This window comes from Paenibacillus piri (assembly GCF_004354045.1).
Classification (GTDB): domain Bacteria; phylum Bacillota; class Bacilli; order Paenibacillales; family NBRC-103111; genus Paenibacillus_S; species Paenibacillus_S piri.
Window position 1 is genome coordinate 510,237 of record NZ_SMRT01000001.1, and the last position, 15,991, is coordinate 526,227.

13 protein-coding genes are annotated in these 15,991 nt (G+C 53.6%); 10 read left to right on the forward strand and 3 right to left on the reverse strand.

From position 1 onward, the window contains the following. The first annotated feature begins 24 nt into the window (after window positions 1-24). The 9 genes from E1757_RS02205 (at window position 25) to E1757_RS02245 (ending at window position 12,312) form a co-directional block, all read left to right on the forward strand. On the forward strand, window positions 25-1,338 hold the full coding sequence (locus tag E1757_RS02205; RefSeq protein ID WP_133225175.1) for an ABC transporter substrate-binding protein: 1,314 nt from the start codon (window positions 25-27) through the stop codon (window positions 1,336-1,338). Between the two features lie 146 nt (window positions 1,339-1,484). Further along, window positions 1,485-2,312, forward strand: a complete 828-nt coding sequence (locus E1757_RS02210; protein ID WP_133225176.1) for a sugar phosphate isomerase/epimerase family protein — start codon at window positions 1,485-1,487, stop codon at window positions 2,310-2,312. 24 nt (window positions 2,313-2,336) lie between these two features. Further along, entirely contained in the window at window positions 2,337-3,527 is a 1,191-nt protein-coding gene (locus tag E1757_RS02215) for a Gfo/Idh/MocA family protein (RefSeq protein WP_133225177.1), read from the forward strand. A gap of 189 nt (window positions 3,528-3,716) precedes the next feature. Next, entirely contained in the window at window positions 3,717-5,324 is a 1,608-nt protein-coding gene (locus E1757_RS02220; RefSeq protein WP_133225178.1) for a response regulator, read from the forward strand. Next, window positions 5,321-7,105, forward strand: a complete 1,785-nt coding sequence (locus E1757_RS02225; RefSeq protein ID WP_133225179.1) for a cache domain-containing sensor histidine kinase — start codon at window positions 5,321-5,323, stop codon at window positions 7,103-7,105. Before E1757_RS02220 ends, E1757_RS02225 begins: the two co-directional genes overlap by 4 nt. A gap of 138 nt (window positions 7,106-7,243) precedes the next feature. Then, a complete protein-coding gene (locus E1757_RS02230) occupies window positions 7,244-8,656 on the forward strand; it encodes an extracellular solute-binding protein (protein ID WP_133225180.1) in 1,413 nt (470 codons plus the stop codon). A 399-nt stretch (window positions 8,657-9,055) separates the two neighbouring features. Continuing rightward, window positions 9,056-10,144 (forward strand): SGNH/GDSL hydrolase family protein, encoded by a 1,089-nt coding sequence (locus tag E1757_RS02235; RefSeq protein WP_133225181.1) that lies wholly within the window; start codon window positions 9,056-9,058, stop codon window positions 10,142-10,144. Between the two features lie 26 nt (window positions 10,145-10,170). After that, complete coding sequence (locus E1757_RS02240; protein ID WP_133225182.1) at window positions 10,171-11,730, forward strand: extracellular solute-binding protein; 1,560 nt, start codon at window positions 10,171-10,173, stop codon at window positions 11,728-11,730. Between the two features lie 264 nt (window positions 11,731-11,994). Beyond that, a complete protein-coding gene (locus E1757_RS02245) occupies window positions 11,995-12,312 on the forward strand; it encodes a cupin domain-containing protein (RefSeq protein ID WP_133225183.1) in 318 nt (105 codons plus the stop codon). A 136-nt stretch (window positions 12,313-12,448) separates the two neighbouring features. On the opposite strand, the gene E1757_RS02250 is transcribed toward E1757_RS02245, so the two are convergent. Further along, entirely contained in the window at window positions 12,449-13,108 is a 660-nt protein-coding gene (locus tag E1757_RS02250; protein WP_165971919.1) for a GPP34 family phosphoprotein, read from the reverse strand. A 148-nt stretch (window positions 13,109-13,256) separates the two neighbouring features. Beyond that, window positions 13,257-13,550: a DUF3055 domain-containing protein gene (locus E1757_RS02255; RefSeq protein WP_133225673.1), complete on the reverse strand. Its 294-nt coding sequence runs from the start codon at window positions 13,548-13,550 to the stop codon at window positions 13,257-13,259. 208 nt (window positions 13,551-13,758) lie between these two features. On the opposite strand from E1757_RS02255, the gene ilvD reads away from it, so the two are divergent. Beyond that, window positions 13,759-15,444 (forward strand): dihydroxy-acid dehydratase, encoded by a 1,686-nt coding sequence (gene ilvD, locus E1757_RS02260; RefSeq protein WP_133225185.1) that lies wholly within the window; start codon window positions 13,759-13,761, stop codon window positions 15,442-15,444. Window positions 15,445-15,683: 239 nt separating this feature from the next. Here the strand turns inward: ilvD and E1757_RS02265 are convergent, their stop codons facing one another. Further along, window positions 15,684-15,971, reverse strand: a complete 288-nt coding sequence (locus E1757_RS02265) for a hypothetical protein (RefSeq protein ID WP_133225186.1) — start codon at window positions 15,969-15,971, stop codon at window positions 15,684-15,686. Window positions 15,972-15,991: the final 20 nt, after the last annotated feature.

The window sequence follows — 15,991 nt, forward strand, 5'->3', positions numbered from 1 at the left end:
AAAAGCAAAGGGGTTTTGCAAAACATGACAACTTGGCGGAATAAAATGGCGCTTGGTCTGCTGTCGGCGGTCGTATTGACATCTTTGGCGGGCTGCGGCGGTTCGACGGCAACGAAAGCGGATGGGCAAAAAAACAGCGAGGGCGCGAACGGTTCGGCTGCCGCTAAGCCGGTCAAGCTCCGCATTAACTGGTGGGGCGCGCAGGAACGGCATGACGCGACGCTTAAAATTTTGGAACTGTATACGAAAAACCATCCGAATGTTACGTTCGAGCCGGAATACTCCGGATTTGACGGTTACATCGATAAGCTGAATACGCAAGCGGCCGCGAAAAACGCGCCCGATATTATCCAGATGGACTCCTCCTGGCTGGCGGACTGGAACGCAAGAGGACAGCTGGCCGACTTGGGCTCCGTTAATGTGAAAGATATGGATGCCAGCCTAGTCGAATCGGGTAAGTATAAAGGCAAGCAAACGGCGATCCCGCTCGGGAAAAACGCCTGGGGACTTATTTACGACAAGGGCGCCTTGGAAAAGCTCGGATTCAAGCTGCCGGGCGACGGCATTACATGGGACGCGTATTACAAATTGGCCAGAGAGATCAAAGCGAAGCTGGATAAGGATCATTATGTGATGAGCGACAGCACGAGCAACCGGGAGCTGTACGACTCCTATCAGCTAAGCAAAGGCAAGGGCGATCCGGTTACGCTGGACGGCAAATTCAACTATGACCGGGATACGTGGCTCGAATGGGTCAAAAATTACAGCGAGCTGCGCAAGGAAGGGATCGTTCCTCCGCCGGACGTCGCAGTAGGCGATAAGGAATTGGATCCGAAGCTGGATCTGATGGTCAACGGCAAAATCATTTTCCGTGCGGCCCATGCGGCGCAGGCGTCGTCGTGGGACAGCCTGAAGCCGGGCGGTATCGGCGTTTATCCCGCGCCGAAGGATAAGCAGAACGGCAGCTGGCTGAAAGCAACCTTCTTCTTCGGCGTGAGCCAGGATTCGAAGAACAAGGAGGAAGCGACCAAATTCGTCGACTGGTTTATTAACGATCCGGAGGCGATGGCGATCTCCGGTACAACCCGCGGGGTGCCGCCTTCAAATAAAATCATCGCGGACATGCAGTCCAAGTTCAAGCCGGGCGATAAACTGACGGTAGAAATGATCGAAAAAATCGCGCCTGGAGCGCAGCGCTTCAATCCCGGCGCCAAAGGCTGGAATAACTTTTACAGCAAAGATTACAAAGCGATAACCGAGGCGGTCATGTTCGGCAAAATGACGCCGGAACAGGCGTACGACGAGCTGAAGAAAAAAGCTTCGGAATATGAAAAATAATGACGACCGCACATAATGAGTGAACTCGTTCAGCTTTGCTGAACATCGGGGAATCAGATGGGGACTCTACCCCACCTGATTCAAGGCCCACCTTAGAGGTGGGGGTCTTAACCCGATAAAGTGATAATCGAATAAAGAGGTGCATCATGCAGAAGGTTACGTTAACAGGCTTTGCCGACGAGATATCGCCGGATTTGGAGGTTCAGCTGGCTGTCTTGAAATCGGAAGGAATCTCGCATATCGAATTTAGGGGTGTCAACGGCGTCAACGTGCTGAAGCTTACGGACGCCGAGCTTAACGAAGTAAAGCGGCGGCTCGATGAGGAAGGCTTCCGTATATCGTCCGTCGGCTCACCGCTTGGCAAATACGGCATCCGCGATGACTTCGCGGAGGAGCTGGAGCGCGCGAACCGCGCATGCGAGATTGCGAACCGCTTCGGATCGCCGTATATCCGTGTATTCTCCTACTTTATACCGGAGGGAGACGAGCATGCCGTACATCGCGCGGAGGTCGTTTCCCGCATGCGGCAGCTGGTCGCCGTCGCCGAGAGGCATCAAGTCACACTGCTGCTGGAAAATGAAAGCGCCGTTTACGGAGATACGGACGACCGCTGCCTCGATATTTTATCGGCTTGCGGCAGTCCTCGTCTGCGGCTGGCGTTCGATCCCGGCAACTTTGTGATGAACCGCGTGAAGCCTGTGTCCGAGGCGCTGCCCAAGCTGAAGGAGTATATGGATTATGTGCATATCAAGGACGCGTCGGCCGAGCGGCGAATTTTCGTTCCGGCCGGGGCGGGAGACGGGGAGCTGCCGTCGTTTATTCGTCACTTGAAGAACACCGGCTATTCCGGCTTTCTGTCGATCGAACCGCATCTTCACAAATATTTGCCTGAACAGGATGACCCGGGACGCTTCGTGCAGGCGGCGCAGGCGTTGAAGCGGCTGCTTGAGGCGGAAGGCATAGACTGGAACTAACGGATACGGAGGGAGCATGAGAGAATGGGAACGAACAAAAAAGTGAAAATCGGTCTGATCGGGCTCGGCAACATCGGTAACAATACGCATGTTAAATATTTGAAAACGATGGATAATGTCGAACTCGTCGGAGTTTGCGACGTTGCGAAGGAGCAGGCAGACAAGATAGCGGCCGAATGCGGAACAACCGCCTATTATGATTACAATCAGCTTTTCGATCAATCCGGGCTGGAGGCGGTCATTATCGCCACGCCGCATTATGCGCATACACCGATTTCGGCGGAGGCGTTTCGGCGCGGGCTTCACGTATTATGCGAAAAGCCGCTGGCCGTACACGTGAACGATGCGCAAAAGTCCATCGATGCCTATGAAAAAGCGAAAGCGGCCAATCCGCAGCTCGTGTTTGGCATGATGTTTCAGGAGCGGACGCTGCCGTTTTACAAAAAGCTTAAGGATATCGTCTCCAGCGGCGAACTGGGCAAGCTGACGCGAGTCACGTGGATCAACACCGCCTGGTTCAGATCCCAGGCTTATTATGACAGTGGAGACTGGCGGGCGACGTGGGCCGGAGAAGGGGGCGGCATTTTGACGAATCAATGCCCCCACAACCTGGACATGTACCAATGGTTGTTCGGCGTTCCGGCCCGGATCAGCGGTCACGCGCATATCGGCAAATACCACAACATCGAAGTGGAGGACGAGGTTACGGCGTACTTCGAGCATGATGACGGCATGATCGGCCATTTTATGGTGACGACCGCGGAATCTCCGGGCACGAACCGGTTTGAAATCGTCGGCGAGCACGGCAAGCTTATTTATGAAAACGAGAAGCTGGTGCTGTACAAAAACCGGATGTCGATGCTTCAATTTTTGAATGAAACGACTGAAAAATTCGGAAATGTCGAGAGCTGGTACACGGAAATCCCCGTCAACACCAAAGCTCCGACCGGCCATAAAGTGGTCGCGGAGAAGTTTATCGAGGCGGTGTTGAACGGCGGAGGGGAGCTGATCGCCCATGGCACCGAAGGGATCAAGGGACTTACGATCGGCAACGGCATCATGCTTTCCTCGTTTACGAAGCAAATGGTCGACGTGCCGTTCGATGCGGATGCATACGAACGCATCCTGAACGAGCTGATCCGGACATCGAAATATATTAAAACCGTGAACGACTCGGGGACGTCGGAAGCCGATATGTCCAAATCGTTTTCGTAAAGGCAACTTTTCGCCGGACTTCAATAACCGGAAGTTTAAAGCGCCCATCCGCCATTGACAGCCGGTCATTCGGACCGATATGTGCGGGAGGGTGCTTTTCGTACCTATATTTGGGAAAAGGAAGGCGGCCACCGGCATCGAATATTAAGCTATCCGATCACTCTCAACTTGTATAAGGGGGATTCATGAATGTGGAAAATCGCCATCATCGACGACGATAGACAAGTTTTGAAAGGGATGAAGCAGGTGATTCCCTGGGAGGACATCCATGCCGAATGGGTCGGAGACAGCTTGAACGGCGCGCGGGGGCTGGAGTTGATCCGGGAAAAAAAGCCCGACATCGTTATTACGGATATTTATATGCCGGTGATGAATGGGCTGACGATGATCGAAGCGCTGCATGAGGAAAACTTTCCGGGAAAAATCGTCATTCACAGCGGTTATTCGGATTTCGAGGTCGCCCGGAAGGCGTTAAGGCTGAATGTGGAAGATTATTTATCGAAGCCCGTATCCCGGCATACGCTCCGGGAAGTCTTGGGCCGCGCGATTGCCGCGCTGGAGAACGAGCAGCATGCCAGACTGGAACAGGACAAGCTCCGCAATAAACTGATGGCTTACGAGCCGTTCGTTCGCAAGGAGCGTCTGAAAAGCCTTGTGACGGGAACGACGGACGGCCTGCAGGAGGAGCGCTCTTGGCTGCGGGGCGAAGCCGGGCGCTATATGGTGCTCGGCATCGAGCTGCTGCGGACCGCCCGTTTATGCGATGTGAACGGCTCGGATCGGCTGCTGTTCCGGTTTGCGGTTAATAATATTTTGGATGAAATCGTTCATGGGGAAGGCATCGGCTTCGATTACATCGAGCTGCATGGCTACCATGCCGCGCTGCTGCTTCATTTTGACCGTACCGCCTCCTATGAGAGCGTAATAGGAAGGATCAGAAGCATGGCCCAGCGGATTATCGATTGCGTGCAGCATTATCTGAACATCACGATTCGCATCGGCATCGGCGGATTGAAGGGCAGCGAAAGGGAGCTATCCGATTCGATGGAGGAAGCGTTTCAATTTTTGTCGCTGGAAGTTCCGGTGCTGCATCCGTCGGGCGTGTTCGAGTATGCCGATGCCGGCCGGCTCTCCATGAACGAAGCGCACAGCGCAGGCCGGCCGATGAAGTTTTACCAGCATCTGGTAGGGGATATCAAGGAGACCCAGGGTAAAAACGCGGCCAAAATTATCGGCAGCTATATAAGCGCGTTAAAAGGGCATCAGGAGGCAGGCGTGCTGCAGTTCAGTTTGCTGGGTACTCAATTTTGGGCCATCCTCAGCTATGCGCTCAATGATGAAGAAATTCATCTGGAGGAGCTTTTTCAGGGGAATCAGCTGGAGCTCGAGCTCGGCAAATTGTATACGATCGATCAGTACGAGCAGTGGCTTAACGAAATCGTCGGACGAATCTGCCATCGGCAGGAGTGGCATGAAAATTTCAAGCACCGGCTCACGATCGATTTCATCAAGCAATATATTCATGAGCATTTCGACCGGGAGATTACGATTGCCGAGCTGGCCCAAAAGGTGTTCATTTCAAGAAACTATTTATGCCAAATTTTTAAAAACGGAACCGGAGAAACGATCAACAATTACATCATCAGCGTAAAAATGGAAAAGGCGAAAGGACTGCTGCTGGAGCGGAAGCATAAAATTTTTGAAGTCGCCGAAAGCGTCGGCTACAAAAATATTCCGTATTTCAGCACGACCTTCAAAAAATATTTCGGTGTTACCCCGGCCGAGTTTATATCATGAACAATTTGTTTAAACGAACGCGCATCGACTATTTGATGTACGGCGGATTTTCCAGCGTGATGGTGATTTTGCTGAGCGTTGTCATCGGGTTGACCTATACGCTTTCCACCCAGGAGATGGTTCGCATGACCTCGTTTTATCAGCAGGGTCTGCTGAACGAATTGTACAACAAAACCGAGATTCAGATGCGCGCCATTGAACAGCATTCGCTTGCGGCCGCACGGAATACGACGCTCTCGGAATATTCGAATTCGCCGGAGGACACGTACTCCAACTATCAAAAAGGCCGGGAGCAGGAACTATATTTGGCCAGCATTACGTATGCGACGCCCATAATTCAATCGATCGACTATTACACGACCTATGAAGCGCCCGTCATTACCCGCCAAAGCCCGGTTACGTTTTTCAGCGAACGGGAAGCCAGGCTTGCGGAATGGTACCCGGTCGTTGAAAATACGGACTTTGCCTGGATCGGCGAACACAAAAAGCACACTTATCAGGGCGAGGCCCGGGTCGTCAGCTTTGCCCGGAAAATATATTCGGGCAGCGGCACGTATCAGGGGCTTCTCGTCATGAATGTGAACGCTTCCTCGGTACAAAATTTGGTGCGGGGCGAAACGCCCGACTCGAACCGCTTACTGCTGGACTCGGACGGCAGGGTGATCGTTTCGATCGGCGATCCGCAGCTGCAGACGAAATTGAAAGATTACATGGCGGACATGCAGGGCGCTTCCGGCCATATGCAGGCGAGAGCGAAGGGGCAAGGAGGACTGTTTTCCCAACCGATCGCTTATTTGATCGTCTGGGCGAAGCATCCGGGCGTCAACTGGACGCTTGTCGAGCTGACGCCGTGGAGCAAAATTACGCAGGGCAGCGTGCATACGGCTGTCATTTTGGCGGTTGTCGGGGCTTCGGCCATCCTGATTTCCATGCTGATTACGCTGCTGCTGGCGAATCAATTTATTAAGCCGCTGCGCTTGCTGGTGCGCGAAATGGGGCGGTATTCCGGGGGTGGCAACAAAATCAGCCTGCCGGACGATTACCGGAACGAGTTCGGTGTACTTTTCTCAGGCTACCGGAAGCTCATAAGCCGGATTCAGCTGCTGTACGCTTCCCTCGAAAATCAGTACAGGCGGCAAAAAAAAGCCGAAATCAAGGCGCTGCAAGCGATGATCAACCCCCACTTTTTATACAATACGCTCGATCAGCTGAATTGGATGGCGCTTGCCGCAGGCCAGGACAAGCTAAGTCATATATTGGAGCTGATGGGCAAAATGTTCCGGATCGGCCTGTCGAACGGCGAGAGCATGATTACGTTCCGGGAAGAGTTCATCCATGCGGAATGCTACCTGCAAATCCAACAGCTGCGCTGGGAGGAGGGCTTGACGGTGCGATTGGAACTCCCCGGGCCGGTTCAGGAGCTGTTCGTACCGAAGATGACGCTCCAGCCTTTTATTGAAAATGCGATCATGCACGGATTCAACGAAAGGACGAAGGGCTGTATCGAAATTTCGGTACATGAAGAAGAGGAGGATGTGGTCATTCGCATTACGGATGACGGTGCGGGCTTGAGCGCCGGCTGGGATACGCCGGGCAAGCGGAAAACCGGCGGCTACGGCATCCGAAATGTGAGAGAACGGTACGAAGCCTTTTTCGGCTCCCGCTTCAGCATTCATATTGCGAATAACGCCGGCTCGAGCGGCGCGACGGTGCAGATTCGTTTGCCGGTGCTGAGAAGCAAGGAGCCGGAGAACAGGGGAGAACCTCTGGAACCCGTCTGACCCATCGTATAGCATCGGGCGGGTGGTCCATTGTCCCGATGCGTTGGCGCGCAGGCTTTCATTAGGAGCTGACTTGTAGAGCACGGATGTTTTCAGTATGATTGAAAAAGCATAGAAAGCAGATAGCGAGGAACAGGCATGCAAAAGAGGAGCAGCCGCAAGCATTTTCGGGCCCGGCTGGAAGAAATGATCGAAGTGCTGCGGCAGGAAATTGTATCGGGGAAGGTGACGATCGGCGGCTATCTGCCGTCCGAGAGCGATCTGGAGAAAAGGTTCGAGCTGAGCAACGCCTCCGTCCGCAACGGTTTGAAGGTGCTTGTCGAGGAAGGACTCATCGAGAAAATCGCCAGGGTAGGCAATCGGGTCGTCAGCCCGCCAGCCGAGCGGAAGACGGTCATCCGGTTCGGCTACGTCAGTTCGATCGCAGGACTTGTCGCAATGGAGGAGCTGCTTGCAGGGTTTACGGAACGGTACCCGCATATCGACGTTCAGCCGCTGGAGCTGCCTTCGGGCAGCTATTCCAAAGCGATGAAGGAATATTTGGAATCGGGCATCGTGGATGCGGTATTGTTAAACAACAATAACTTTCAGGATTTTATCGAGAACGGCTGTACCGGCTTGTTGGAGCCGCTGGAGCGGGGACAGGACGAAGAGCCTTATTTGACGGAGCCGTTCGCGGCTGGAACCGATACGCGGGTCCGGCCGTTCGTTTATTCGCCGGTTGTACTGTGCTACAATACGGAGCATTTCAGGCAGGCCGGTGTTCCCGTGCCGGACAGCGGCTGGAGCTGGAGCGACCTGTTCACGTATGGACAGCGATTAACCGTGAAAAATGAACGGTTCGGCTTTTACTTTTATTTACCTTCCCGCAACCGGTGGCCGATCTTCATGCTGCAGAGCGGCAGCCGCTTTCAGACGGACGGCGACGGCGGCTACCGGCTCGGCGGCAGCAAGCTTATCGAAAGCCTGGAAGCATGCCGGGACTTGCTGGCAATGACCGATGTGTTTCCGAGATTCGTGACCGCGAGCGATGCGGATGCGGAGGCGCTGTTTATGGAGGGAAAGGTGTCGGTCATCATGACGACCTATTTTTTCCTGAATCAGCTGCGGCAGACGCCGATTTCATTCGACGTCTCGCCGCTGCCGGGGCTGCATGATGCGAGTACGCTGCTCATTATTAACGGATTGGGCGTGAACAGCCGTTCCCCACACAAAGAGGCGGCCAAGCTGCTGGTCGACTTTTTGACCTCCTACGATGCGCAGCTGCTAATCCGCCGCAAGACGCTGAACATTGCGGCGAACCGCAAGGCAATGGAATGGGAGGGCGAGGAGCCGGCATACCGTCCGCCGAGATTTCATATGTACCGGGAGATGACAGCGACATTCCGTCTTCTGCCCGAGCTGGGACTGAGCAATTACCAACTGAAAAACATTCAACGCGACGTCATGTTGTTTCTGTCCGGCCTGCAAAACAGCGAAGCTTTAAGTGCCAGACTGGAGCAGCTGCTGGTCGAAGCGAAGCAGAGCAACATTATCCAATCGACCCCGTGAGAGCGGGAATGAAGCAGCCCTTACCCTATCCTGCCCGACTACAATGAATTGATTTTGCGACCTTTATGGAGCATGCGCATTCCCGGATTAGACGAACCTGACGGTTATCCCCGTCGGGTTTTTTTGCTGTCATTTGCGCTGCACAGTTATGCGAATACCGGAATGCTACCTTATGCTTGGCCATGCATTCATCCGACTGACCCATAACTGACCTATAAAAAACACAAGCGAATCTAAAAAAATCACATTGATTACGCTTACATCCATGCTATAGTTAGTTTGTGAGTTAGATATGGGTCAGAAATCGGGCGAAAAGAAGGCGATATATGAATCGGATACGACAAACCTCGGTTGACAAGTTGATGCTTTAACATAATCCATAATAAGCGAGGACACAGAATGCAGCATGACGGCGTTTTTTTTCATAATGTAACCGAACTGGAACAAAAGGCTTATTTGCCCGGGCTCGTCTTGCAGCGGTTCCCGAAGCAGGTTCGCCATGCTTTGACGGAGAAGGGACGTACGAAGGCGGTGCAATCCAACGGGTGCGAGCTTCGGTTTGTAACGGCAGGACGCTACGTTCAGGTGACGGTCGGCGCGCTGGATACGAACGGGAAAGCGCTCGTGTTCAGAGGCGATTTCTTTCATTCCTCCCATGAGCTGAAAGCAGGCTGCGCGACTGCGATTCAACTGGAGACGCCCGAACGGTTCGCTAATGTAATCCCCGGCAAATTAAACAACCGGGCGTTTGCGTCCAACGTGTGGCGCATTTTTTTCGAACGGTACAGCGCCGTATTGTATGAGGTGGACGCGTACGGCTTTGAGGTGAGACCGCCCTTTCCGCACGAAATGCCGGGGCTGAAGATGCTGACCTACGGATCTTCCATTACCCAAGGGGCCGGCGCATTGAGCCATTACAACAGCTACGTTCAACAGGCCGCCCGGCGCCTTGAAATCGATGTGCTGAATCTAGGCTTGAGCGGCTCGTGCTTTTGCGAGCGGGAGCTGTCCGATCACCTTGCTGAGCGGGACGACTGGGACATCGCGTTTCTCGAAATCGGCGTCAATATGCGCGGGGTCGTCCCGCCCGACGAGTTTGAACGGCGCTCCTCCTATTTGCTGGACCGGATCATTGATCGTCACCCGGAAAAGCCGGTATTTCTGACGATCATTTATCCGAACCGGGCTACATATTTCAAAGACAGCAGCCATGCGTACAGCGAGGCCGAGAGACAATATAACGAAATATTGCGGCAGTATGCCGATGCGCGCAACCATCCGCATCTGCACCTGTTGGACGGAAGCCGGGTGATGAGCGATTTCGCTTCGTTAACAAGCGACCTCATCCATCCTTCCGATTACGGCCATATCCTGATGGGCGAAAATTTGGCCCGGCTGATGCAGCCCGCGGTAGCCCGATTGCGCGATGCCCGTGCAGGAAAGCTGCGAGTGCCGGCTGCGGACGGAGCCACCGACTTAATGGACTGAAGCGAAATGGAAAAGGGGAGATTAAAATGAAAATAAAATGGCTATTGTGCATCGTCAGTGCATCGCTGCTGGCCACAACGGCAGCAGGCTGCTCGCAGGCGGGGAAACAGGAAGGGGAGCTTGCCGGCAAGACCGGGGGCAAGACGTCATTCTCCATTTCCTTCCGGTCGGGCAACATCTCCTATGCGGAAAATCACCCGAACATCAACGAGGAGAAATGGGTGAAGAAGCTGGAGGAGCTGACCAACACCGATCTGGATATCCGGCTCATGCCGCATAAAGAATTCGATCAAAAAATGATTCAAATGTTCGCGATCAACGACATTCCCGACGTTGTGCAGGCGAGCGCGGGCTTGACCAATCCGCAGCTGGCCGGTTCCGTGCAGGCGGGCGTATTTTTACCGTTGAACGATTTGCTGGAGAAGCATGGGCAAAACCTGTTGAAAAAAATTCCGAAGGAAGCGTGGGAGAAAGAAACCGACGCCAAAGGGAACATTTACGCCATCCCGGAATGGCTGTCCAACCCGGCCCGAAGAGCTACATGGATTCGCGGCGATCTGCTTGAAAAAACAGGATTACCCGAGCCGAAGACCGTCGACGATTATTTGAACGTCATGCGCGCCTTTAAGAAAATGGGTGTCGAGCATCCTTATATGGGACGGGAAGATTTCGTTTATGCGGACGCCTTCTTCGGCGCTTACGACGTGTTCGGCAACTTTTTTATGAAGCAGGGCGATCAGATCGTACCTAAGTTTTTTAATGTGGACCATATGCAAAAAGCGATCCAAACGTATAAAACGATGGTGGACGAAGGCTTGATCAGCAAAGAATTCGCAACGATCAATCCGACTAAATTCAAAAACGACATTATAGCCGGTAAAGCGGGAATCTGGAACATGAATGCGAACCTGCTCATTCAATGGGATCAGCAAATGCGGGAAACGGTGCCGAACGGCAAAATGAGGCTGATCCCGTCCCCGACCGGACCTGACGGCAAAGGCGGGCTGCGGCTTGTCGGCAGCGTGACCCGGGCTTATCTGATCAATAAAAACGCGAAGGATCCGGCGGGCATCGTCAAATTTTTCGATTGGATGGTCAGCGACGAGGCGGAAAAGTATTTTACGTTCGGGATCAAAGGGGAAAATTACACCGAGGATAACGGCAAAATCAACTACAAGGCGCCTGCAAACGCGAAAGAGGTGGACGAGGAAACGTACCGGCAGGTGCTGCTGTGGCTCGTTCAGGACACAACCTACAACAAGGGCACCCTTAGCCTCACGCCGGAAGGCCGGGACCTGATGAATGTGTACGATACCGTACTGGCGAAGGAAGGCCGTGACGGCATCCAGTTCGATCCGCAGCTGCAGGGCTATCAGAAAAATCCGGATATTACGCCGACCGGAGACAAGCTGCCGCCAGTCGTACTGACGCATGTATTGAAGATGGTTTACGGGAAGGAGCCGATCTCCGACTATCCCAAAGTGCTGGAGGAGTGGAAGCAAAAAGGCGGCAATGATGTCATTAAAGAAGCTACGGACCGGTATAACCGAAAAGACGGCGTCAGCCTGTCAAGAACGAAATCATAGTATCCGGAACCGGCACATACCGAATCTGACAACCGGACCTAAAAAAATCCCAAGCATTCGCCGAGCCTATGAGGTAATCTGGGATAGGGATATTCCGGCATGCGAGGGCGACTGCTCCCGGATGCTGCAGCGTTCGCTTATGGCGAAGCCAAATAATAGCCATGGACAGGCGGTTGCGGTATAATGGAAAAGGCTTTCATTTGTGATCAATCGCTGCTGGCAGCATAGATCGTTACTTCATATTATTTGGGAGGGTTCATAGAAATGAGCAATATCGGTGTATGGGAAAACGCGGAACCCGGCGTAAAGCGGAAAATTTTCGAGCCGGGCGCGACGATTATGATGATGGAAGTGCATTTTGAAGCGAATGCCGAGGGCTATGAGCACAGCCACCCTCACGAGCAGTTGTCTTATTTGATTAAAGGCAGAATCGAATTTACGATCGACGGAAAGAAAACCGTTATCGGGCCCGGAGAAACGATCTTCATTCCGAGCGGCGCGAAGCATGGCGCCAAAGCTTTGGAGTCGAGCATTTTGCTGGACACGTTTACGCCGGTCCGCGAAGACCTGGTGAAACGTTAAGTTTATCCCGGAGCACAAGGCTTAAGCCGTTTCGGACAGCCTGCTCCCCGTACCGAACCGAGCTTGCCCGCCCTTCCCCGGAAGGAGCCGGCGGCTCTTTTTTTCGTCATTGTCCAGTCATGGCCGAAATCGGCGTTTAACCTAACCCGGACGATAAGGCTTCCGTGTAAGCCCGTTTCATCTTGCTGTACCATAGCGGAACGCCGGATAAGGCATGCTTCGTTTCCAGGTAAGCGATCCGCTGCTTTATGCGGGCGTACTCGTCCTGTGAAAAATGCGGCTGCAAAATGTTGGCGTGAGCTGCGAGCAAGGACAGGGAAAGCAGCTCGGGCCCGGCCGCGCCGTCCTCCAGCAGTACTTCCCGCAGCCGCAGCAGCAGCGTCTGCCTGACATCGTCCTGCATGCTCCAGAACGTAAAGTGAAGGACGAGCATCGCCTTGCGCTGTTTTTTTTCGAGCAGTCCGCGGGTTTCCATGGATTCGAACACCCGCTTGTGCAAGGTGCGGCTGTTCCAGGAGTAGAGCGACACAATTATATTTTCGATCGAGGCGGGCTGCCGCGACTTGGCGATTTTGCCGGCTATCCAACCGAGATACGCCGGTCCCGCGGGCGGCTTCGACGGATTGAACGTCAGCTTATCGTTGGCGTCCAGCCGGAAGGTATCGGACAGCAGCAGCTCGAGCATGCCGGATGCAGCCAAATAAAAGCCGAGCTTGCTCGACAACCGGCTATCAAGCATGCCGGAGTCCCGGTTAATGGCCAGCAGCACGAACTGCTCGGTTATCGTTAATGGCATGAGCTGTCCCCCTTTAACAAGCAGCATCAATGATTGATCTTTTAAAAAAAGACCGTGCGGCAGCCGTTTATCACAGCCGGGCATGGTCTTTCGGGTGGACCCGATCAGATCTGTATGGATTTAACGCGTCATTCAGCATCATACGAATTTAGATGTCGGTAAAGTTGACGGCGCCAACAATTTGAACCAGAAATTCAGTCAGCTCGGCAGCCTCTTCCTCCGTCAGCTTGTATACATGCTCCAGATAGCCTTCTTCCTCCAGATCGTCCGGACCGATGACGGCCGTACGACCCGATTGGAGGTCGGTTACCAATTTTTTACCATAAAACCGGTTCGTGTTCGTTATCGCCAGATCGAACCTGCGCATTGATTCTCCTACAAAACAAACAAAGCGGGTGGTCGTGTCCTCGCTGGAATCGTATAAATAATCAAAATCATGCATTTGTTCCGTCACTCCGTTCGTTTGTAAATAGCTGATGTCCCCTTGATTATACATGATGAGCGGGTTTCCGGCAAAAGGTAAAACGCCATATTATTTCGCATCTGAACGTTTTCATTTCCGGACAAACATGATAGAATTTAAGGAATGCCAGATACTCTATCAACCACGCAAGTGATGCCATAAACAAAACGGGGAGGCCACATTTCAAATGTCCAAAGCAAAAATGAGAAGCGATATGATCAAAAAAGGCTTTGACCGCGCTCCGCACCGCAGCTTGCTGCGCGCGGCAGGCGTCAAAGAGGAAGATTTCGACAAGCCGTTTATTGCGGTCTGCAACTCCTATATCGATATCGTTCCGGGTCATGTGCACCTGCAGGAATTCGGTAAAATCGTCAAGGAAGCCATCCGCGAAGCGGGCGGCGTACCTTTTGAGTTTAATACAATCGGCGTGGATGACGGAATCGCGATGGGTCACATCGGAATGCGCTATTCGCTGCCGAGCCGCGAAATTATCGCGGATTCGCTTGAAACGGTCGTAGCCGCTCACTGGTTCGACGGCATGATCTGCATCCCGAACTGCGACAAAATTACGCCGGGCATGATGATGGGCGCGCTCCGCGTCAACATTCCGACCATGTTCGTCAGCGGCGGCCCGATGAAAGCGGGCAGAACGAGCGATGGCCGCGCAATTTCGCTGACTTCCGTATTCGAAGGCGTAGGCGCGTACCAGGTCGGCAAAATCGACGACAAGGCGCTGCTCGAGCTTGAGCAGTACGGCTGTCCGACATGCGGCTCCTGTTCCGGTATGTTCACGGCCAACTCGATGAACTGTTTGGCCGAGGTGCTTGGTCTGGCTATGCCGGGCAACGGAACGATCCTGGCAATCTCGCCGGAGCGCAAAGAGTTCGTCAGACGCTCCGCAACGCAACTGATGGATTTGATCAAGAAAGATATCAAGCCGCGCGATATCGTGACCATCGACGCGATCGACAATGCGTTTGCCTTGGATATGGCGATGGGCGGATCGACCAATACCGTGCTTCATACGCTGGCATTGGCGCATGAGGCGGAGATCGAATATCCGATCGAACGCATTAACGAAGTGGCCAAGCGCGTGCCTTACTTGTCGAAGCTGGCTCCCGCTTCCGACCATCACATTGAAGATTTGCACACGGCAGGCGGCGTGAGCGCGATTATTAACGAACTGCTGAAAAAGCCGGGCGCGCTTAACGGCGATTGCTTGACGGTAACGGGCAACACGCTCCGCGAAAATGTAGCGGGTTGCGAAATTGTGAACAAAGAAGTCATCCGTCCTCTGGAAGACCCGCATTCCGAGCAAGGCGGTCTGTCCGTATTGTTCGGCAACCTGGCGCCTAAAGGCTCCATTATTAAAGTGGGCGCGGTTGACAAATCGGTAGGCGGCTACCATAGAGGACCTGCGATTTGCTTCGATTCTCAGGAAGATGCCTTGTATGGCATTGCGAACGGCAAGGTGAAGGAAGGTCATGTCGTCGTTATCCGCTACGAAGGGCCGAAGGGCGGACCGGGCATGCCGGAGATGCTGGCTCCAACGTCGCAAATCGTCGGTATGGGCTTGGGCGCCAAAGTCGGCTTGATTACGGACGGCCGTTTCTCGGGCGCATCCCGCGGCATCAGCATCGGCCACATTTCTCCGGAAGCCGCTGAAGGCGGACCGATCGCTTTCGTCGAAGAAGGCGATATGATCGAGCTCGATCTGAAAAACCGCACGATTACGCTGGAAATTTCCGATGAGGAAATGGAACGCCGCAAAGCGAACTGGAAAGGCTTTGAACCGAAAGTGAAGACAGGCTATTTGGCCCGCTATTCGAAGCTTGTTACCAATGCAAGCACAGGCGGAGTTATGAAAATATAATTGAAACGCATAAACGGCAGGCCGGACGAGAGTCCTCCTGCCGTTTTCTTATTCGTCGCCTCGGCAATGAGGGAGCCGCCCTCTTCGCCTCTCTTTATCCCTGCTCTTGCCGCGTATACCAGCCTGGAGTGAAGCGGGAACCGGTGCGGCAAACCGCAAAAAGGCGGTCCTCGTTCGGCTGAGAGAATATCCGGCCGTTCGAACGTACCGACATACTCCAACGCTGAGGGGGCAACCGCTTAAGCTTGATCTTCATCCTCGTCGTCATGCGTCGGATGGTCGCCGGGATAACCGCGTGAAAGCCCTGCATGCAATTCGCGGTTTTCATAGGTGTAGGCGCTCACTGGGCGCTGATCCTCGCGCCACGGCGTGTTCTTGCCAAGCGATGCGGCGCTGACATCGGAGCCGTAAGGGCCTTCGGGAAACTCCTCGGGGATCAACTCGTTACGCTGCGATTCAACGGTATCCAGATCTGTATAGCGGTGCGGTTCCTCTTGTTTGAATGGCTGGTCGTCATTGGAGATCATATGAACATCCCTCACTTTGC